The 18996-nt window shown below is 71.9% G+C and carries 18 protein-coding genes; 11 read left to right on the forward strand and 7 right to left on the reverse strand.

The genetic code is table 11. The features are described from left to right. Positions 1-29 precede the first annotated feature (29 nt). Positions 30-536 (forward strand): RidA family protein, encoded by a 507-nt coding sequence (locus tag OGL88_RS09355; RefSeq protein ID WP_131844897.1) that lies wholly within the window; start codon positions 30-32, stop codon positions 534-536. Continuing rightward, the gene (locus OGL88_RS09360; protein ID WP_263054847.1) at positions 533-1735 is read left to right on the forward strand and encodes an MFS transporter; all 1203 of its coding nucleotides are present in this window, start codon (positions 533-535) and stop codon (positions 1733-1735) included. The genes OGL88_RS09355 and OGL88_RS09360 overlap by 4 nt, the downstream gene beginning before the upstream one ends. Here the strand turns inward: OGL88_RS09360 and OGL88_RS09365 are convergent. Both OGL88_RS09365 and OGL88_RS09370 read right to left on the reverse strand, forming a co-directional pair. Then, positions 1722-3176: an aldehyde dehydrogenase family protein gene (locus OGL88_RS09365; protein ID WP_111086482.1), complete on the reverse strand. Its 1455-nt coding sequence runs from the start codon at positions 3174-3176 to the stop codon at positions 1722-1724. The two genes, OGL88_RS09360 and OGL88_RS09365, sit on opposite strands and share 14 nt — an antisense overlap. A gap of 46 nt (positions 3177-3222) precedes the next feature. Beyond that, positions 3223-4242 carry a phosphotriesterase gene (locus OGL88_RS09370; RefSeq protein WP_131844900.1) on the reverse strand — a complete coding sequence of 340 codons (1020 nt, stop codon included), beginning with the start codon at positions 4240-4242 and terminating at the stop codon, positions 3223-3225. Positions 4243-4466: 224 nt separating this feature from the next. On the opposite strand from OGL88_RS09370, the gene OGL88_RS09375 reads away from it, so the two are divergent. The 9 genes from OGL88_RS09375 to OGL88_RS09415 all read left to right on the forward strand — a co-directional run bounded on the left by OGL88_RS09375 (position 4467) and on the right by OGL88_RS09415 (position 15348). Beyond that, positions 4467-6095, forward strand: a complete 1629-nt coding sequence (locus OGL88_RS09375; protein ID WP_131844901.1) for an APC family permease — start codon at positions 4467-4469, stop codon at positions 6093-6095. 13 nt (positions 6096-6108) lie between these two features. Beyond that, positions 6109-6948 carry an urea amidolyase associated protein UAAP1 gene (locus OGL88_RS09380; protein WP_263054846.1) on the forward strand — a complete coding sequence of 280 codons (840 nt, stop codon included), beginning with the start codon at positions 6109-6111 and terminating at the stop codon, positions 6946-6948. Beyond that, the gene (locus OGL88_RS09385) at positions 6948-7652 is read left to right on the forward strand and encodes an urea amidolyase associated protein UAAP2 (protein ID WP_134195549.1); all 705 of its coding nucleotides are present in this window, start codon (positions 6948-6950) and stop codon (positions 7650-7652) included. The genes OGL88_RS09380 and OGL88_RS09385 overlap by 1 nt, the downstream gene beginning before the upstream one ends. 26 nt (positions 7653-7678) lie before the next feature. Further along, positions 7679-11344: an urea carboxylase gene (gene uca / locus OGL88_RS09390; RefSeq protein ID WP_263054845.1), complete on the forward strand. Its 3666-nt coding sequence runs from the start codon at positions 7679-7681 to the stop codon at positions 11342-11344. Further along, a complete protein-coding gene (gene atzF, locus OGL88_RS09395) occupies positions 11341-13053 on the forward strand; it encodes an allophanate hydrolase (protein ID WP_263054844.1) in 1713 nt (570 codons plus the stop codon). Before uca ends, atzF begins: the two co-directional genes overlap by 4 nt. 23 nt (positions 13054-13076) lie before the next feature. Next, a complete protein-coding gene (locus OGL88_RS09400) occupies positions 13077-13769 on the forward strand; it encodes a TetR/AcrR family transcriptional regulator (protein WP_263054843.1) in 693 nt (230 codons plus the stop codon). A gap of 45 nt (positions 13770-13814) precedes the next feature. Further along, the gene (locus OGL88_RS09405) at positions 13815-14423 is read left to right on the forward strand and encodes a biotin transporter BioY (protein WP_263054842.1); all 609 of its coding nucleotides are present in this window, start codon (positions 13815-13817) and stop codon (positions 14421-14423) included. Between the two features lie 107 nt (positions 14424-14530). Then, positions 14531-14929, forward strand: a complete 399-nt coding sequence (locus OGL88_RS09410) for a hypothetical protein (RefSeq protein ID WP_263054841.1) — start codon at positions 14531-14533, stop codon at positions 14927-14929. Between the two features lie 71 nt (positions 14930-15000). Next, entirely contained in the window at positions 15001-15348 is a 348-nt protein-coding gene (locus OGL88_RS09415; RefSeq protein WP_263054840.1) for a DoxX family protein, read from the forward strand. 16 nt (positions 15349-15364) lie between these two features. Here the strand turns inward: OGL88_RS09415 and mpaP are convergent, their stop codons facing one another. From mpaP to OGL88_RS09440, 5 genes are all read right to left on the reverse strand, one after another. Continuing rightward, positions 15365-16987 carry a daptide biosynthesis intramembrane metalloprotease gene (gene mpaP, locus OGL88_RS09420; RefSeq protein WP_263054839.1) on the reverse strand — a complete coding sequence of 541 codons (1623 nt, stop codon included), beginning with the start codon at positions 16985-16987 and terminating at the stop codon, positions 15365-15367. Continuing rightward, complete coding sequence (locus OGL88_RS09425) at positions 16984-17739, reverse strand: hypothetical protein (RefSeq protein ID WP_263091213.1); 756 nt, start codon at positions 17737-17739, stop codon at positions 16984-16986. The genes mpaP and OGL88_RS09425 overlap by 4 nt, the downstream gene beginning before the upstream one ends. Continuing rightward, on the reverse strand, positions 17736-18458 hold the full coding sequence (locus OGL88_RS09430) for an ABC transporter ATP-binding protein (protein ID WP_263054837.1): 723 nt from the start codon (positions 18456-18458) through the stop codon (positions 17736-17738). Before OGL88_RS09430 ends, OGL88_RS09425 begins: the two co-directional genes overlap by 4 nt. Positions 18459-18596: 138 nt before the next feature. Next, entirely contained in the window at positions 18597-18755 is a 159-nt protein-coding gene (locus tag OGL88_RS09435) for a hypothetical protein (RefSeq protein WP_181433321.1), read from the reverse strand. A 66-nt stretch (positions 18756-18821) separates the two neighbouring features. Continuing rightward, positions 18822-18974, reverse strand: a complete 153-nt coding sequence (locus tag OGL88_RS09440) for a daptide-type RiPP (RefSeq protein WP_263054836.1) — start codon at positions 18972-18974, stop codon at positions 18822-18824. Positions 18975-18996 lie beyond the last annotated feature (22 nt).

Below are 18996 nucleotides of genomic sequence, written 5' to 3' on the forward strand. Positions count from 1 at the left end.
TTACCGCCACCGCCGGATACTGTTGTCCCATGGAACACTCCGCTGAAGCCCGCGCGCAGGAACTCGGACTCGTCATCCCGGACTACGCGAACCCGCCCTACGGTGGCCGGTACGGCAGCTCGCTCCGCGCGTTCCACCGCACCGGCGACCTGCTGGAGCTGAGCGGCATGACCCCGGAGTCGCGGGACGGCACGATGCTGCACCCGGGGTCGGTCGGGGTCGACATCACCCTCGAGCAGGCTCGTGAAGCGGCCCGCTACACCGCGGTCAACGCCCTCGGCATGATCCGCTACGCCCTCGGCTCACTCGACGAGGTCACTGCGCTGTCCCGCGGGCTGTGCTTCGTCCTCTGCCCGCCCGGGTTCGAGCAGCTCAACCAGGTGTCGAACGCGGCCAGCGACCTGCTGTTCGACGTCTTCGGACCGGACGTCGGCCGGATGGGCCGCGCGTCGATCGGTGCGACCGCCCTGTCGCGGAGCGCCTGCTTCGAGCTCTGGCTCAGCCTGGAGTGCCGCCCCCGCCGAGCCGGGGAGTGAGACCGCTCGCCGAGACCGGCACGCGGGGGACCGCGTTCTGGCTCCTCGTCGCGGCGTCGACCGCCGGCTACGTCGTCAACGGTGCGAGCACCCCGGTGGTGCCGCGGGTGGCGACGGACCAGCTCGGCGCCGACCCCGCCGTCGGTGGGCTGCTCGTGTCGCTCGCGGGGTTCGTGGCGATCGGCGCGATGCCACTCGCCGGCATCCTGAGCGACCGGCTCGGTCCACGACGTGTCATCCTCGGTGCCGGGTTGCTGGCGGCGGCCGGACTCGGCATCGTGCTCGTCGCGCTGAGCGTCCCGAGCCTTGCGGTCAGCCGGCTCGTCTTCGGCGCCGGCAACGCGGCCACCGCCACCGCCCTGACTGCCTGGGTCGTCGCCGAGGTCCCGGTGACCCAGCGGAGCCGCGCACTCGGCCTGTTCGGGCTCGCCGTCTGGATCGGTCTCGCCCTGGGGCCCGTGGTCGGCGAGAACCTGTACCAGTCGGCCGGACACCGCACCGTGTGGGTCGTCGCGATCGGCATCCAGCTCGCCGGGCTCGGAGTGGCACTGCTCACGCGGGGCGGGTCGGCTCCGGTGCACCGCAGCCCGGCACGACCGGCCGGTGCGGGTCTCGCGGCGGTGCTGCGGGCCGTCGTACGACCGGGTGCGGCGGGACTCGTGGCCTGGGCGGCCGAGGGCTTCATGATCGCGTTCCTCATCCAGCACCTGGTCGGGCAGGGCGTCGGCGCGCAGGGACTGACCGGGGCCGCGAACGTCTTCACGGTCTTCGCAGCGAGCGTCGTCGGGGTGCGACTGCTCCTCGGCGGACTGCCGGACCGGATCGGGCCCGTCCGCACCGCACGGGGAGCTCTGGTCGTCCTCGCCGCAGGGCTGGTCGTCCTCGCGGTCGCACACGACTTCCCGACCGCGGCCGCCGGTGCCGTCCTGGTCGGTGCCGGGTACTCGCCGCTGTTCCCGACGCTCACGATCCTGAGCACCCGGACGCTCGACGACCGCACCCGGGCCACCGGCGTCGGCGTCTTCTCGGCCGTCACCAGCGCGGGCTACGCCGTCGGCTCACTCGTGGGCGGGGTCCTGGTGTCGGCGGTCGGTTCCGGGTGGGCGCTCGTCGTCCTCGCCGCCTTGCAGCTCGCCGCGGTGCCCGCACTCGGCAGGCACGACGGCGGCGGCACCGGTCGCGACCTCAGAGCGCGATGACGACGCTCTTCGACTCGCAGAACGCGCGCAGGGCCTCTTCGCCGAGGTCGCGGCCGAGGCCGGACTCGCCGACCCCGCCGAAGGACAGTGCCGGGTCGAACAGGTTGTAGGTGTTCACCCACACGGTGCCGGCGTGCAGCCGTTGGCCCATCCGGTGGGCGCGGGACAGGTCACGGGTCCACACCCCGGCGGCCAGGCCGTACGTCTGGTCGTTCGCGATGGCGATCGCCTCGTCCTCGTCGTCGAACGGGATGACACCGACGACGGGCCCGAAGATCTCCTCGCGCGCGATGGTCATCGTGTTCGAGACGCCGGTGAAGAGCGTCGGCTCGACGTAGTAGCCCGGGCGCTCGGGCACGCCGCCGCCGACCGCGACCGTCGCCCCCTCGGCCTTGCCCTGCTCGATGTACCCGAGCACCTGCTGCCGCTGCTCCTCGGACACGAGCGGTCCGACGGTGATCCCGCCGTCGAGCCCGTCGCCGACGGGGACCTTCCGGACGGCGGCGACCAGGCGCTCGGTGACCTCGTCGAGGACCGACCGCTGCACGAGCAGGCGGCTGCCCGCGGTGCACATCTGGCCGGAGTGCCCGAACGACGCACGCATCGCGGTGAGCACGACGGCGTCGAGGTCGGCGTCCTCGAACACGATGTTCGGGCTCTTGCCGCCGAGCTCGAGGGTCAGGCGCTTGAAGTCCGCACTCGCGGCGGTCATCACCTTGCGGCCGACCTCGGTGCTGCCGGTGAACGAGACCTTGTCGACACCGGGGTGCGCGGTGAGCGCGGCACCGACCCGGCCGTCGCCGGTCAGGACGTTGACGACCCCGGCGGGCACACCGGCTTCCTCGCAGATCGCGGCGACCCGGAGCATCGTGAGCGGGGTCTGCTCGGCCGGCTTGACGACCACCGTGCAGCCCGCGGCGAGCGCCGGTGCGAGCTTGAACGCGCCGGTCATGATCGGGAAGTTCCAGGGCAGGATGAGCGCCGCGACGCCGACCGGTTCGAGGGTCGTGTACACGTGGTGCGCTCCGCCGTCGACGGGGACCACCGTGCCGGTCAGGCGCGAGGGAGCGCCGGCGTAGTAGCGGAACACCCGGGCCGAGGTCGCGGTGTCGGCGCGGGAGCGCTCGATCGGCTTGCCGTTGTCGCGGGTCTCGAGCACGGCGAGTTCCTCGAGCCGCTCCTCGATCAGGTCCGCGACCCGGTTCAGGATGCGGCTGCGGTCGTGCGGGCTCATCCCGCTCCACCGGCGGTCCTCGTGTGCCCGGCGCGCGGCGGCCACGGCGGCGTCGACGTCGGCCGGACCGGCCTGCGGCACCCGGGTGAGCAGCACCTCGGTGGCGGGGTCGAGCACGTCGAGGAGTTCGGCGCCGTCGGGTGCGGTCCAGGTGCCGTCGACGAGGAACGGCTCGAGCGGGGCCAGGGGTGCGAGCGTGTCTCTCATGACGGTTCCTTCGTGGGACGTGGGTGCGGTGGGTCGGGGTGCTCGGTCAGGGGCGGTCGAGCAGTCGAGCGGGCTCGTCGACCGTGATCCGGGTGAGGACCTCGTCGGGTACGCCGAGTGCGCGGAGGCCGGGGACGACCCGGGCGGTCAGGTGGTCGAGGCCGTGTCCGCCGTACCGACGGAGCTGGCCCTTCGTCCAGGTGGCGTGGCCGAAGACCCAGCGGGTGTCGGGGGCGCTCTCGCGCAGGGCCAGGAAGGCGTCGAGCCGTTGCGGATCGCTGGCGTTGCGGATGCGACCGACGTGCGAGCCCTCGTTGCCGAAGCAGAGTTCGAGCACGGCTCCTGCCTGGCCGAGGTCGCGCAGGTAGGGCAGGTCGAGGAACTCGTCGACGGTCGAGAACACGACCCGGCTCGGGTCGACCCCCTCGGCCACGACGTGCGCGAGCACCTCGAGGCCGTTCCGGGCGTCGGCGGCCAGCCGGACGACGACGGCCGCGCCGGTGGTCGCCGCCGCTCGTGCAGCCGCCGTGAGACTGCGGCGTTCCTCGAGTCCGTCGGCGGTCGCGAACGCCGTCGTCGTCCCCATCAGGCCGAGCAGCCCGGCGCGGTACGTGGTGCCGGGTACCGAGTCCGTCAGCGCCCGTTCGAAGAGCCCCTGTCGCCCGTCGGTGTCCAGGTCGAGGTACCACTCGGGCAGCAGTCGTGGCAGGTAGGCCCCGTAGCCGGCGACGATCCCGACGCCGCTCGCCCGTGACAGCTCGGGCAGCCGGGCGTGGTCGGGGCCGAAGCCGAGGGAGCTCAGGTCGACGGCGAGCCCGAGGCCGCTGTTCCGCGCGGTGCGGAGTTCGTCGGCGAGCAGGTCGACGTCGTCGAGGCGCAGGTTGTCCGCGAGTGCGAGCTGGCTCCACCGCAGGGCGGCAGCCAGGTCCGCGGTGACCGCGAGGCTCGGTTCCAGCGCTTCGACACCGGGCCGCTGCAGGGCGCTCGCGTCGGTCAGCAGGTGCTCGTGCATCGACACCGCACCGATCCCGGACGACTCGACGGGGCCGAGGACGGTCTGGATCACGACGTGCCTTTCGCGGTGGCGGACTTGACGGATCCAATCTACATCGGTTTGGATCCCTCTTGTCCACACGTGTCGCCGAGCTCCTCGCTCGACTCCGAACGTTTACACGCGAGCCCCTTCCGTCACGTGCCCGAAACAGCCGGGCAACGACGGCGACACGGGTCCGCACGACACTGGTCGCACTACCTGTCGCCCGACAGGTACTCCGCGAAAGGTCTGCAGCCATGCGCTCTCCAGAGTCACCGCTCCACGCACCGCGCGCCACGTCCAGCGTCGACCCCGTCGACACCCAAGGCTCCGCCCGACTCGGCTACGAGCAGGAACTCCACCGCGGGGTCGGCTCGTTCTCGTCGTTCGCGGCCGGGTTCTCGTTCGTCTCGATCCTGACCACCGTCTTCCAGCTGTTCGGCCTCGGATTCGGACTCGGCGGTGCCGCGTTCTTCTGGGCCTGGCCACTCGTCTTCGGCGGCCAGCTGCTCGTCGCGCTGAACTTCGCGCAGCTCGCCGCCCGGTGGCCGATCTCGGGCGCGATCTTCCAGTGGTCCAGTCGTCTGGCGGGCGCGCGCTTCGGGTGGTTCACCGGGTGGACGATGATCATCGGGCAGATCCTCACCGTGGCCGTCGCAGCCATCGCGGTGCAGGCCGTGCTCCCTGCGATCTGGAACGGGTTCCAGGTCGTCGGCGGCCCCGGAGCCGACCCCTCCCTCGCCTCGTCGACCGGTGCTGCGAACGCGGTGGTGCTCGGCATCGTGATGCTCGTCGTGACGACCCTGGTGAACATCACGAGCGTCCGGCTGATGGCGCGGGTCACGAGCTTCGGCGTGCTGATCGAGATCATCGGCGTCGTCGTGCTCATCGGCGCGCTCTTCCTGCTGCCGCACCGCAGCCCTGCGGTGGTGTTCACGACCGCCGGCTCGACGAGCACCGAACCGTACGTCTGGGCGTTCCTGGCATCGTCCCTGATGGCTGCCTACGTGATGGTCGGCTTCGACTCCGCCGGTGAGCTCGCCGAGGAGACGCACAACCCGCGCCGGACCACCCCGAAGACGATCGTCCGCGCGCTCACCGTCTCCGGCCTCGGCGGCGGGCTGCTCATCATCGGCGCCCTGGTCGCCGCCCCGAGCCTGACCGACGGCAAGCTGGCGACGCAGGGACTCGCCTGGGTGATCACCTCGACGCTCGGCGACGTCTTCGGCCGGCTGCTGCTCTGCACCGTCGCGGTCGCCGTGTTCGCCTGCACCCTCGCCGTGCAGACCGCCGGTGCGCGCATGGTCTACTCGATGGCCCGCGAGAAGGCCCTGCCCTTCCACCGCACGCTCGCTCGGGTCTCACCCCGGACCGGGACACCGATCGCCGCGTCGATCGTCGTCGGTGTCGGTGCCGGCCTCGCACTCGCCGTGAACATCGGTCAGTCCGCGATCTTCACCGCCCTGTCCAGCCTGTGCATCGCGATGCTCTACCTGGCCTACCTCGGCGTCACCGGCCCCCTGCTGGTCCAACGCATCCGGCTCCGACGGTCCGGCTTCCCCGCCGGCGTGGACGAGGACGGCAAGCCGCTGTTCACACTCGGCCGGTGGGGCATCCCGCTCAACGCCCTCGCCGTCGCCTTCCAGATCGGCATGGCGGTCAACCTCATCTGGCCGCGCCCGGAGATCTACGACCTGACCGGGAACTCGTGGTGGCTGCAGTACAGCGCCCTGCTGTTCATCGGCGCCGTCCTGCTCGTGGGTTGGGTGTGGTCGGCCCGGCGGCACCGTGCGCACGGACCGATCACCCTCGCCGAGGTCCCGTCCACCGCCTCGGTCCCCGCCGTCCAGGCACCCGCCTCCGCGACTGCGACCGTCGAAGCCTGACCGAAGGAACCCCATGCGCGACCTCCACCAGACCGACAGCGTGCTCGCCTCGCGTTCCGATGCGCGCGCCCAGGCCGGGACGCAGTCCGAGTACATGCCGTACCTGCCGGCGTCGACGTCCCCGTTCGCCCCCGAGGGCGTGGACCGCGCACAGCTCGTCTGGGCAGAGACGGTGGCCCCCGGCGGGTACACGCACAAGGTCCTGGCCAGGGGCTCTCGTCTCCGCTTCGACGACCCGACGGGGCAGGCCTGCGCCAACCTCCTGGTGTTCAACGCGCTCGAACCGTGGGAGCGGTTGAACGTCGCCGACACGCAGAAGATCCCGTGGCAGGCCTACCTCGGTGTCGGCACGCCGCTGCTCAGCGGGGACGGCCGTGCCCTGGCGACGGTGGTCGAGGACACCTCGGGGCACCACGACGCCTTCTGCGGCACGTCGACCGACGCCTGGAACGAGCGGAAGTACGGCGGTGCGGCACCCGAGGGGCCCAGCCCGAGCGGCCGGTCGCTCTTCGCGAAGGCCGCCGCCAAGCACGGGCTGACGAGGCGTGACCTGCCGCCGAGCGTCTCGTTCTTCCAGGGCGTCCGGATCGACGACGAGGGGGCGATGACCTTCACGGGGTCGGCCGGAGCCGGGCACCACGTCACCCTCGTCGCCGAGCTGCCGCTGCTCGTGCTCGTCGCGAACGTCGCGCACCCCATCGACCCCCGGCCGGAGTACGCCGTCGGCCCGCTCCGGGTGCACGCCTGGCGTGGGGCACCGACGACCGACGCGGACGAGCGGTTCACGGCGACGCCGGAACTCACCCGCGCCTACCTGAACGCGATCGACTACGCGGAAGCACGAGGCCTCTGATGCCCGACACGACGACGCACACCCGCACCTCCACCGTCCCGGTCGGCGCCGTCCACGCCCCCGACGTCGCCCTGGACTGGAGCGAGTCCCTCGTGCCCGGCGAAGTCGTCCGCGACGACCGGGTCGAGCCGCTCGCGCCCTGGTCCGCCGTCGTCCGCGCCGGCCAGGTGCTCACGATCGTCGACGTCGGAGGCAACCAGAGCGCCGACTGCCTGGTCTACGACGCGCACGACCCCGACGAGCGCTACAGCGTCCCGGACACCCTCGCGGCCCAGGGGAACGCCTACGTCCGCACCGGCACCGTGCTGATGTCGAACGAGGGGCACCCGCTCATGACGGTCGTCGCCAACGAGATCGACCGGCAGGACACCATCGGCGGCGCGTGCTCGAAGGAGTCCAACACCCTGCGGTACGGCCACCACACCCAGTACCAGCACGGCTGCCGCGAGAACTTCCTGGCCGAGGCCGGCCGGCACGGCCTCGGCGCCCGCGACATCGTCTCGAACCTCAACTGGTTCATGAACGTCCCGGTCGAGGCCGACGGCGCCCTCGGGATCGTCGACGGCATGAGCGCACCGGGCAAGCGCGTCGCCGTCCGGGCCGAACGCGACGTGCTCGTCATCGTGTCGAACTGCCCCCAGATGAACAACCCGTGCAACGACTTCTCCTGCACCCCACTGCGCATGATCGTGGTCCAGCCGTGATCGCCGCACCCGACACGGAGGACACCGTGCCCCAACCACCCGCGCTCTCCACCGACACCGTCCTCGTCGCGAACCGCGGCGAGATCGCCCGCCGGGTGATCCGCTCCGCCAAGGCCCTCGGCATGCGGACCGTCGCCGTCTACTCCGACGCCGACCGGGCCGCGCCGCACGTCCGCGACGCCGACGTCGCCGTCCGCCTCGGCCCGGCGCCCGCCCGCGACTCCTACCTGCGCATCGACGCCGTGGTGCAGGCAGCGAAGGACACCGGCGCCGGCTTGGTCCACCCCGGCTACGGGTTCCTGTCGGAGAACACGGACTTCGCCCGCGCCTGCGAGGACGCCGGCATCCGGTTCGTCGGGCCGACCGCCGACCAGATCGTCCGCTTCGGCGCGAAGCACACCGCGCGCGAGCTCGCCGCCGCTGCCGGGGTCCCGATGCTCGCCGGCACCGGCCTGCTCGAGAACGTCGACGACGCCGTGGCCGAGGCCGAGCGCATCGGCCTGCCGGTGATGCTCAAGGCCACCGGTGGCGGCGGCGGCATCGGCATGCAGGCGTGCGCGACCCTCGACGAGGTGCGCGCGGCGTACACGAGCGTCACCCGCACGGCCACCGCGGCCTTCGGGTCCGCCGGCATCTTCCTCGAACGCCTGGTGCGACCGGCCCGGCACGTCGAGGTCCAGCTCTTCGGCGACGGCCAGGGGCGCGTCGCGGTGATCGGCGACCGGGACTGCTCGTTGCAGCGTCGGAACCAGAAGGTCATCGAGGAGGCCCCGGCGCCCGCGCTGCCCGAGCACGTCCGCAGCGAGCTGCACGAGTCCGCCCGTCGCCTGGCCGCGAGCGTCGGGTACCGCAGCGCCGGCACCGTCGAGTTCGTCTACGACCCGGTGCGCGAAGAGGCGTCGTTCCTCGAGGTGAACACCCGCCTGCAGGTCGAGCACCCGGTGACGGAAGAGGTCTTCGGCGTCGACCTCGTCGAGCTCATGCTCCGCCTGGCTCGTGACGGCGCCGTCGGCATCGACGCCGACGTGTTCGACCGCACCTGGACCCCGAACGGCCACGCCGTCGAGGCACGCGTCTACGCCGAGGACCCGGCGAAGGGCTCGCTGCCCTCGAGCGGCCTCGTCACCCAGGCCGTGTTCCCGAGCGCGACCACCGAGTCCGGCGACCCGAGCGGACTCCGCGTCGACGGCTGGGTCGAGACCGGCTCCGAGGTCTCGGCGTTCTACGATCCGATGCTCGCGAAGGTCATCGCCACCGGCGAGACCCGCGACGACGCCCTCGACCGGCTGCGCGACGGCCTCGCCGCCACGCGGATCGACGGCATCGTGACGAACACCGGGCTGCTCCGAGCACTGACCGACGACCTCGAGCTCCGCACCGCCACGCACTCCACCTCGACGCTCGACGAGACCGACGACCCGGACCCGCGCATCGACGTCATCGCACCGGGCACCATGACGATGATCCAGGACCTGCCCGGCCGGGTCGGGTACTGGCAGGTCGGTGTCCCGCCGAGCGGACCGTTCGACGCCGCGTCGTTCGCCGAGGCGAACCGCGCCGTGGGCAACCCCGACGGCGCTCCCGCGCTCGAGATCACGGCGACGGGTCCGACGCTGCGCTTCTCGACCGCCGCCGTCGTCGCGCTCACCGGCGCACCGGCGCCCGCGAGCCTCGACGGCGACCCCGTCCCGCTCTGGGAGCCGATCGACGTCGGCGCCGGACAGACCCTGGCGGTCGGGACGGCGCCCGGGCCCGGCCTGCGCACGTACCTGGCCGTCCGCGGTGGCTTCGACGTCCCCACCTACCTCGGCTCCACCGCCACGTTCACGCTCGGCGGCTTCGGCGGCCACGCCGGTCGCGCGCTGCTCGCCGGCGACGTCCTGCGGCCGGGCTCCCCGGACTCCGACGCGGCGCACCCCGCCTTCCCCGGCGACGCCCGACTGGGCCTGGTCGGCGGCCCGACCCCGGCCGAGCACCGCACGGCACTCACCGACGCGTGGGAGATCGCCGTGACCGAGGGGCCGCACGCCGCCCCGGACTTCTTCACCCGCGCGGACCTGGACGTCTTCTACGCCACCGACTACGGCGTGCACCACAACTCGGCGCGCACCGGCATCCGGCTCATCGGGCCCCGACCCGAGTGGGCGCGGACGGACGGCGGCGAGGCCGGTCTGCACCCCTCGAACATCCACGACACCCCGTACGCGGTCGGTGCGATCGACTTCACCGGCGACACCCCGATCATCCTGGGTCCGGACGGGCCCTCGCTCGGCGGCTTCGTCTGCCCCGCCGTGGTCGCCAGCGGCGACCTGTGGAAGCTGGGCCAGCTCCGACCAGGTGACACGGTCCGGTTCGTCCCCGTCCGCGAAGCCGACGCCGCCGCGCTCGAGGCGAACCGGGCCTCCCGGACCGTCCCCCGCACCGGGGGCGACGGCGACGACGGCGTGATCACCCGCCTGGAGGCGACCGACGTCCGCCCGAGCGTCGCCTACCGACGCGACGGCGACGACAACGTGCTCGTCGAGTACGGCGACATGACGCTCGACATCGCGCTGCGCATGCGCGTGCACGCGCTCATGACGAAGCTGCAGCAGGAGGCGCCGAAGGGCGTCCTCGACATCACCCCGGGCATCCGCTCGCTGCAGGTGCACACCGACGCGTCGGTCCTGAAGGCCCGTGACGTGGCCGGGCTCCTCCGCGAACTCGAGGACGAGATCCCGCCCACCGACCAGCTCGTCGTGCCGTCGCGCACCGTCAAGCTCCCGTTGTCGTGGGACGACCCCGCCACGCGCCTCGCCATCGAGCGGTACATGAACGGCGTGCGGAACGACGCACCGTGGACCCCCTGGAACATCGAGTTCATCCGGCGCATCAACGGTCTGGAGAGCGTCGACGACGTCTTCCGCACCGTCTTCGACGCGAGCTACCTCGTGCTCGGCCTGGGCGACGTCTACCTCGGCGCCCCGGTCGCCACACCGCTCGACCCCCGGCACCGTCTCGTGACGACGAAGTACAACCCGGCCCGCACCTGGACCGCCGAGAACTCCGTCGGGATCGGCGGTGCGTACCTCTGCATCTACGGCATGGAGGGGCCGGGCGGCTACCAGTTCGTCGGGCGCACCGTGCAGATCTGGAACCGGTTCCGCCGCGGCGGGCTGTTCCAGGAGGACCCGTGGGCGCTGCGCTTCTTCGATCGCATCGAGTGGTACCCGGTCGGCGCGGACGAGCTGCTCGAGCTGCGAGCCGAGACCGACGCCGGACGGGGCTCGTTCGAGACCGTCGACGGCGAGTTCTCGATCGCGTCGTACAACCGCTTCCTCGAGGCGAACGCGGGCTCGATCGCGGACTTCCGGGCGCAGCAAGCGCGAGCGTTCGGCGAGGAGAAGGAGCGGTGGCGAGCCTCCGGCGAGTTCGACGTGCGCGACGAACCGGCCGCCGTCGTGGCGGACGAGGTCGTCCTGCCCGCCGGGGCGACGGCCGTGACCGCGCCCTTCACCTCGACGGTGTGGCAGGTGGACGTGCGACCGGGCGACCGGGTGGACGAGGGACAGAAGTTGTTGGCCGTGGAGGCGATGAAGATGGAGTCGATGGTGCACGCACCGGTGGAAGGCCACGTGTTGGAGGTCTACGTCAAGCCGGGCGACCAGGTCGCACCGGGGCAGGTCCTGGCCGCGATCGGAGCGGGAGCGTGAGCGCGGCGAGCGCCGCTGCGGACCGCGTCCGCGACGCCTTCGCCCGCATCGACGCCGTCGACCGGCCCGAGGTCTGGATCACCCTGCGCGACCGCGCCGCGGTCCTGCAGGAGGCCGAGGCCGTCGACCCGACGCTCCCCCTCGCCGGCCTGCTGTTCGCCGTGAAGGACAACATCGACGTGGCCGGCTTGCCCACGACCGCAGCCGCCCGCTCCTACGCGTACGAACCCGCCGCCGACGCGACCGCCGTCGCCCGCCTGCGCGCCGCCGGCGCGGTCGTCGTCGGCAAGACGAACCTCGACCAGTTCGCCACCGGCCTGGTCGGCACCCGGTCGCCCTTCGGCGCGGTCCGGAACGCGTGGGACCCGACGCGGATCTCCGGCGGCTCGTCGAGCGGCTCCGCCACAGCCGTCGCGCTCGGCATCGTCGACTTCGCACTCGGCACGGACACCGCGGGCTCCGGCCGCGTGCCGGCGGCGCTCGGCAACCTGGTCGGTGTGAAGCCGACCAAGGGCCTGGTGCCGAACACCGGTGTCGTGCCGGCCTGCCGCTCGCAGGACTGCGTCACGGTCTTCGCCCGATCGCTCGACCTCGCCCGCACGGCGGCGGAGCTGATGGCCGGGCCGGACGACACCGACCCGCTCTCCCGCCTCGACGTCGCGCTCGCCGACGTGCCCGCCGTCCCGCGGATCGCGATCCCGCTGCCGTCGCAGCTCGAGGGCCTCGCGCCGGGCTGGGCAGAGGCCTTCGCCGCCGCCGTCGAGCGCTTCCGCGCACTCGGCCACCAGGTGGTCGAGGTCGACATCGCACCCCTGCTCGACGCAGCGTCGCTGCTCTACGACGGCGCGTTCGTCGCCGAGCGGTACGCCGCCGTCGGCGCGCACGTCGAGGCGCACCGCAACCTGGTCGGCGACGACCTGGACCCGTCGGTCGCCACGATCGTCCTGGGTGGCGCCCGACCCACGGCAGCGGACCTCTTCGCGGACCAGGAACGCCTCGACGTCCTCGGCGCCGCGGGACGCGCCGCCCTCGCCGGCACCACAGCGCTCCTCACGCCCACCACGACGTGGCACCCCACCCTCGACGAGGTCGCGGCCGATCCGATCGGCGCGAACAGCCGGATGGGTCGGTACACGAACTTCGCCAACCTGCTCGACATGGCCTCGCTCGCCGTCCCTGCCGGGTTCGTCGACGGCCTGCCGTTCGGGGTCATGCTGACCGGTCCCGCGTTCACCGACCGACGGCTCGCGGCGCTCGGCGCCGCGTTCCTCGCGCCCACCGTCGACCTGCTGGTCGTCGGAGCGCACCTCCGTGACCAGCCGCTGAACGGCCAGCTGGTCGCGTCCGGCGGATCGTTCGTCCGGGAGGCCCGCACCGCGTCCGACTACCGGCTGTACGCCCTCGACACGGTGCCGCCAAAGCCCGGGCTGGTCCGGGTGGGGCCGGTCGCGTCCGGCGCTTTCGCGTCGGGGTCGGGGTCGGGCTCGGGCTCGGGCTCGGGGTCGGGCATCGCCGGTGAGGTCTGGCGGCTGCCCGCCGCCGGGTTCGGCACCTTCGTGGCGTCCCTGCCCGCGCCGATGGCCATCGGCACCGTGGCACTCGAGGACGGCACCGACGTCACCGGGTTCCTGGTCGAACCCTTCGCCGTCGAGGGCGCACTCGACATCACGGCGTTCGGCGGCTGGCGGGCCTACCGCGAGCAGGCATGACGCCGCGCTGGGAGGATGACTCCATGTCCTCCGACGACCGACCGGCCAGGCCCGGTCGCCCGAGGGCCGTCCCGAACGCCGACTCGGCGCTCAGTCCCCGCGACCAGATCCTCGACGCCGCCGCCGCACTGTTCGTCGAGAACGGCATCAGCGCCACCTCGACCCGAGCCATCGCGGAGCGGGTCGGCATCCGCCAGGCCTCGCTGTACTACCACTTCGCCGGCAAGGACGACATGCTCGTCGAACTCCTGACGACCTCGGTCCGGCCGAGCCTCGAGCTCGTCCGCGAGCTCGAACAGCGGGTCCCGGCGTCCGCCACCGCCGCCGGTGCCCTGGCCGCGCTCGTCCTGATCGACGTGGAGACCCTCGCCCGCACCCCGCACAACATCGGCACGCTGTACCTGCTGCCCGAGGTGCAGGGGGAGCGCTACGACGGTTTCCGGGCCGAGCGGGTCGAGCTGCGAGACGCCTACGGGCGCCTCGGGTCGCTCGCCGCCGCCGACGACGTCGATGCCTCGATCGTTCCCGCCCGGCTCGGCGGGATCCTCATCCAGCTCGCCGAGACCGTCATCCAGCTCCGCCGCGTCGGAGGTGTCGAGGAGGCCGACCGCGACGCCATCGTCGCGACCTGCCTGCGGGCGTGCGGGCTCGACACCGCTGCAGTCGCGGATGCCCGGCGCGAGGGTGAGTCGTTGCTCGTCGCCGTCACCGTCTGACCCGCTGTTCCGTTCGTCTCCGTCGCCCCACCTGGAGGTTCTGTCATGACCGCGCTCTCCCCCACCGCACACCGTCCGCTCGCCGACGCCCTGCTCCCCCGCACCGCGGTCGTGAGCACCGCGCTCGTCCTGGGTGGTGCGCTGCTCACCGCCAGCGCCGCACAGGTGTCGGTCGCGCTCTGGCCCGTCCCGATCACCGGGCAGACGCTCGCCGTCCTGCTGGTCGGCAGCGCCCTCGGTGCGCGCCGCGGTGCCCTGTCGATGCTCGTCTACGCGCTGCTCGGAGTCGTCGGGCTGCCGGTCTTCGCGGGTGGCTCGGCCGGGGTCGGCGTGCTCGTCAGTCCCTCCGGCGGGTACATCGTCGGGTTCATCGCCGCCGCTGCCCTCGTCGGGTGGATCGCCGAACGCTTCGGCGACCGCCCGCTGCGGAACTCGGTGCTGTCCTTCGCGCTCGGCACCGTCGTGACCTTCGCGGCCGGCATGGTCTGGCTCGCGGTGTCGCTCGGGCTCGACCTGCAGCAGACGCTCGAGTTCGGGCTGTACCCGTTCGTCCTCGGCGGCGCGGTGAAGGCGCTGCTCGGTGCCGGTGCCATCTCGCTCGGGTGGACGGCGGCGGTTCGGCGACGCGTGGCTGCGCGGGACGCGGGCCGCTGAGGCGCATTCGGCGGGCCATCGTGTTAGGTTGTGCACAACATGATTGCGCACAGCCGATGATCCGGTCCGCCGGCACGCTCCTCGCCCTGCACGGAGCAGGCACGTCGATGACGCAACCCCTGCCGGTCCGGGCGCACCGGATGCGGGAACGCGGTTTCGTGCCCGGCCTCCCGCACGCACTCCTGGTGCCGCTGCTCGAGATCGCAGCCGGCGCAACCCTCGCGCGGGGCGCACGTCCGTGGACCACGGCTGCCGCAGCCGCAGCGACGGCACTCGGAGCAGTGCGCACCGGCATCGACCTCGAGGACCGCACCGTCACCGTAGGGACCGTCGCCGCCGCAGCGCTGGCCGTCTCCGGCGCGACGGCGGTGGCCCGCGCGCATCGCGTCGGCCTCCTCGCGGCGACCGGTGCAGTGATCGTGTTCGAACTCACCCGCCGGCGTCGCATCCGCAGCGTCGGTCGACGCACCGCTCCACCATCCCCTGTGAAAGGCACGTGCCGCTGATGACCTCCCGCCGCCGCACTTCCCGCTCGACCAAGCCCCGGACCGTCGTCCGAATCCTGCTGGGAGCCGCCATGACCTGGGCCGGCATCAGCCACCTCACCGTCGCCCGTCAGGAGTTCCGGGCCCAGGTGCCGGAGTTCGTCCCCCTGGACCCGGACGTCACGGTCCTGGCCTCGGGCATCGCCGAGATCTCCCTCGGTGCCGCACTGATGCTGCTGGTCCGCCGGCAGGCCACCGTCGGGTGGGTCGCCGCGGTGTTCTTCACCGCGATCTTCCCGGGCAACATCGCCCAGTGGATGCACCACCGCGACGGCTTCGGTCTGGACACCGACACGAAGCGGTTCGTCCGGCTCCTGTTCCAGCCCGTGCTGATCGCCGTCGCACTCTGGGCGACGAACGCGCTGCGCAAGCGGCGCTGAGCCGGACCCCCGCGGGTCAGACCAGGGCGCCCCAGAGCGCCAGCCACAGCGGCGCGGGCGCCCCGTACACGAGCGCCTGGCCTGCCGGATCCAACTCCTCGACCTCGACCCGTTGACCCTTGATCGCGAGCGGGGCGGTGAGGCCGCGGAACTCGACACTCGAGGTCCGCACCGGAGCGACGGCCGCGAACGGCACGACCTCGGGTTCGAAGCGCGTTCCCGCAGCGACCCCAGCCTCCACCGCACCCTCGTGCAGGAACAGTCCGTTGCTGCGCAGGACGGCACGAGCCGGCAAGGCAAGGGAAGCACTGTCGGCACCGACCGGGAGGACGAGGCGAACATCCTCGCCGTCCCGCACGTAGCCGCTCACGGTGACCGTCGGCGTCGTGATGAGGAGCCCCGCTGCGGCCACCACGCCGACCAGCACGACGGCCGAGGCGCCCACACGGACGACGTGCACACCGGCGTCCATCGCCGTTCGGAGTACTCGACCAACCTCACGGGCGATCGCGACGACGAACGCGAGGACGGCCACCAGCCCGATCACGCTCCCGACGGTCCCGAAGGCACGGAGGTCACCGAGCCACAGCCACATCGCCGAGGCGACCAGGTAGGCCGGGAAGAGGATGCAGCCGATCCCGTACCAGCGCAGCCACCGGACCTCGGGGAACGCGTACGTCACCCGTCGGGTGAAGAGCGCACGGGCGAGCAGCCGGCGTCCCTCGAGGATCGCGTCGCGCCGGAGGAAGTTGTGGCCGGTGAGCGCCATGAGGGCGATGTACCCGTCGAACTTCACGAACGGGATGGCGTTGACGAGGGCCGCGAGGAACGAGACGACGCCGAACGCCGCGAGCAACTCCTGCCAGGTCGACCCTGCCGGCAACAGCGCGGCGACGACCTCGGCCAGCCCAGCGAGTGTGACCTGCACGAGGACACCGCTCGCCGCGACGAGCGCCCGTTGGCGCCGGTCCCCCACCCGCCAGGCATCGGAGACGTCGCAGAAGAAGGCAGGCAGCAGGTAGAAGAGCATCACACCGACGCGGCGAGGGCGGCCGCCGAGGCGTGCGAGCGCGGCAGCGTGCCCGGCTTCGTGCAACGCGGTCGCGACGGTGAGCATCGCCACGAGCAGCAGGTACTCGGACAACCCCAACGGATGGGTCACACTCGTGATCACGACGTCCCGGTTGATGACCGCTGCGACCAGACCCGCGACCACTGCCGACGCCGCGACCGCGAACACCGTCCGAGTACTGACCTTGCCGAGCAGTCGCTGCAGGAGCGAGAAGAGCCGTTCCGGGTTGGCGAGCGTCACCTGCACCGTGAGGGGTGGCACGTACCGGACCCGTCGCTTCTGCGACGCAGCCGACCCGGTCTCGTCGTCGAGGAACCCGAGCTGCGCGAGTTGTCCACGGGCCTCGGACAGGTCCGCGTCGGTCCACTCCTGACCGGTGTCGGCGCGCAACCGACTCCGCAGCTCCTCGTCCGTCCGGACGCTCGCCAGCGCGATCGCGTACAACGCGATGGCCGGACCGAGCCCGTACGCCTTCCCGTGCGGGTTGACCCCCACCCATCCCTCGGCGGTGTGGTTGACGGACGCAGCGGGAGCGAGGGTCGGGATCGCGCCGAGGGGTTCCGTCAACGAAGGTCCTTCGTGCGGGTCAGTTGGAACGCGCCGAGCCCGAGCACGACGAGCCAACCGACGATCACGGCGCTCGCGCTCGGCACCGACAGCAGGTGCTCCTGTGCGTCGATGTAGACCGATGCCATCGCGTTCGTCATGAAGAACTTCCCGACGCTCGGCACGAATGCCTGCAGGGCCGGTTCGACGAGCATGCACAGCGCGAACACGACGATGATCGCCACGATCGCGTTGCGGGTCAGGAGGCCGATCAGCGTCCCCCACAGGCCTGCGACGGTGTTGACCACTGCGCAGCCGAGCACGATCAGCCACGCCTCCTTCGACATGTGCAACGCCGAGTCGTTCATCGCCAGCAGGATCGCGGCGAACCCGACGGAGGCCGCAGCGCCGAGGAGCGCGCCGACGAACCCGGTCAACGCGCCGATCGCAGCCTTCCCGGTGAAGTACGCCGTGCGGCTGCCGAGGGCCGTGATCACCCGGCTCGCCACACCCGAGCTGACCTCGCGTGCAGCGTCGAAGGCCGTCGCCATCCCGATGAACAGGGACAGCGCGAACCAGGTGCGGACCATCGTCACGGTGACGTCGACGTCGCCGTCGGGCGTCCGGAGCTGGTCCGTCACACCCGAGAACGTCCCCGCCGCCGACAGTGCGGTGAGCAGGACGCCGAAGACCAGGAAGTAGGGGACTGCCCTGCCGAGCCAGGCGCGGCGGACCTCGGAACGGAGCATGGTGGCGGTGGTCATCCTGCTCACCGCCCCGATCCGGCTGCAGCGGGCGTCGGGACGAGGTCGAAGAACCGGTCCTCGAGTGATGCCCCGCCGACCGTCAGGTCAGCCAGGGTGCCCGAGTAGCGGACCGTCCGGTCGAGTATGACGACGTCGTCGACCGTGTGTTCGACCTCGGCGAGCATGTGGCTGGAGATCAGCACGCTGTTCCCTTGCTGGGCGTAGTGACGGATGAGTTCCCGGAGCCACCGGATGCCCTGTGGGTCCAGGCCGTTCGTCGGCTCGTCCAGGATGAGGAGGCGAGGTTCGGCGAGCAGCGCGATCGCCAGCGCATGGCGCTGCTTCTGCCCCGTCGACAGCTTCTGGACGCGCGTGCGGCGGTGCTCCGTCATGCCGACGATCTCGAGCAGTGACTCGACACGGTCTCGCGAGGCGCCGACGAGCTCCGCCCACGTCCGCAGGTCATCGCCGACCCGGGCATGCTGCAGGGATTGGACGCCGTCGACGCTGTACCCGACGACCTTCGCGGGCTGCGACAACGTCGAGAACGGCACGCCGTGGACGAGCGCTCGTCCCGACGTCGGTCGGACCAGGCCCAGGAGGCCGCGCAACGCGGTGGACTTGCCAGCACCGTTCTTGCCGAGCAACCCGACGACGCGTCCCTCGGGGACGGCGAACGTCAGGTCGGCGACGACCTGTCTGCCGCCGTAGGTCTTGCTGAAGCCGTCGAACTCGGCCAGGTTCATGATGCGTTCCTCTGGGTACTCGGGCAGGTGGTCGGGTACTGGCGGGTGTGCGGATCTCAGCGGATCTCAGCGGATCTCTGCGGATCTCTGCGGATCGAGGGGCGATCGACGCAAGCGCCGACCGCCCCTCGACGGTCATCAGGTGAGGATCAGGACCCCACCGGCGACCATGCCGGCGCCGACGACGGCACCGGCCGCGAAGCCCGCGGCCGTGTCCCAGAAGCCGGGTGCCTCGAGGTCCTCGAGCTCGCTCACGGCAAAGTCGAGGGTGCCCACCGAAGTGATCGTCTCGGTCATGTCACACTCCTTTTCAGTTCGTTGTCAGATGGTTGGTCGACCTGTTCGCCCCAGAAGGGCCGAGGATCAGGTCAGTGCCACGATCGCGGCTGCTGCGCCGGCTGCGGCGATGGCCGAGCCGACACCGACCACGAAGCCGCCCCAGAAGTCCGGTGCCTCCATGTCCTCCAGCTCGGTCGCGCCGAGGTTGAGCATGGTGTTCGTCTTGAGTTCCTGCATGTTTGTCCCTCCCTTCAAACAG

Origin of the sequence: Curtobacterium sp. RIT-PI-V, from assembly GCF_025642935.1 — a bacterium.
Classification (GTDB): Bacteria; Actinomycetota; Actinomycetes; order Actinomycetales; family Microbacteriaceae; genus Curtobacterium.

Excerpts from the sequence above, each read along its gene's own strand:
- OGL88_RS09375 (WP_131844901.1), top strand. The coding sequence starts at position 4,467 with ATGCGCTCTCCAGAGTCACCGCTCCACGCACCGCGCGCCACGTCCAGC.
- OGL88_RS09355 (WP_131844897.1), top strand. The coding sequence starts at position 30 with ATGGAACACTCCGCTGAAGCCCGCGCGCAGGAACTCGGACTCGTCATC.
- OGL88_RS09415 (WP_263054840.1), top strand. The coding sequence starts at position 15,001 with ATGACCTGGGCCGGCATCAGCCACCTCACCGTCGCCCGTCAGGAGTTC.
- OGL88_RS09410 (WP_263054841.1), top strand. The coding sequence starts at position 14,531 with ATGACGCAACCCCTGCCGGTCCGGGCGCACCGGATGCGGGAACGCGGT.
- OGL88_RS09365 (WP_111086482.1), bottom strand. The coding sequence starts at position 3,176 with ATGAGAGACACGCTCGCACCCCTGGCCCCGCTCGAGCCGTTCCTCGTC.
- OGL88_RS09435 (WP_181433321.1), bottom strand. The coding sequence starts at position 18,755 with ATGACCGAGACGATCACTTCGGTGGGCACCCTCGACTTTGCCGTGAGC.
- OGL88_RS09440 (WP_263054836.1), bottom strand. The coding sequence starts at position 18,974 with ATGCAGGAACTCAAGACGAACACCATGCTCAACCTCGGCGCGACCGAG.
- OGL88_RS09400 (WP_263054843.1), top strand. The coding sequence starts at position 13,077 with ATGTCCTCCGACGACCGACCGGCCAGGCCCGGTCGCCCGAGGGCCGTC.
- OGL88_RS09385 (WP_134195549.1), top strand. The coding sequence starts at position 6,948 with ATGCCCGACACGACGACGCACACCCGCACCTCCACCGTCCCGGTCGGC.
- OGL88_RS09380 (WP_263054846.1), top strand. The coding sequence starts at position 6,109 with ATGCGCGACCTCCACCAGACCGACAGCGTGCTCGCCTCGCGTTCCGAT.
- OGL88_RS09430 (WP_263054837.1), bottom strand. The coding sequence starts at position 18,458 with ATGAACCTGGCCGAGTTCGACGGCTTCAGCAAGACCTACGGCGGCAGA.
- OGL88_RS09405 (WP_263054842.1), top strand. The coding sequence starts at position 13,815 with ATGACCGCGCTCTCCCCCACCGCACACCGTCCGCTCGCCGACGCCCTG.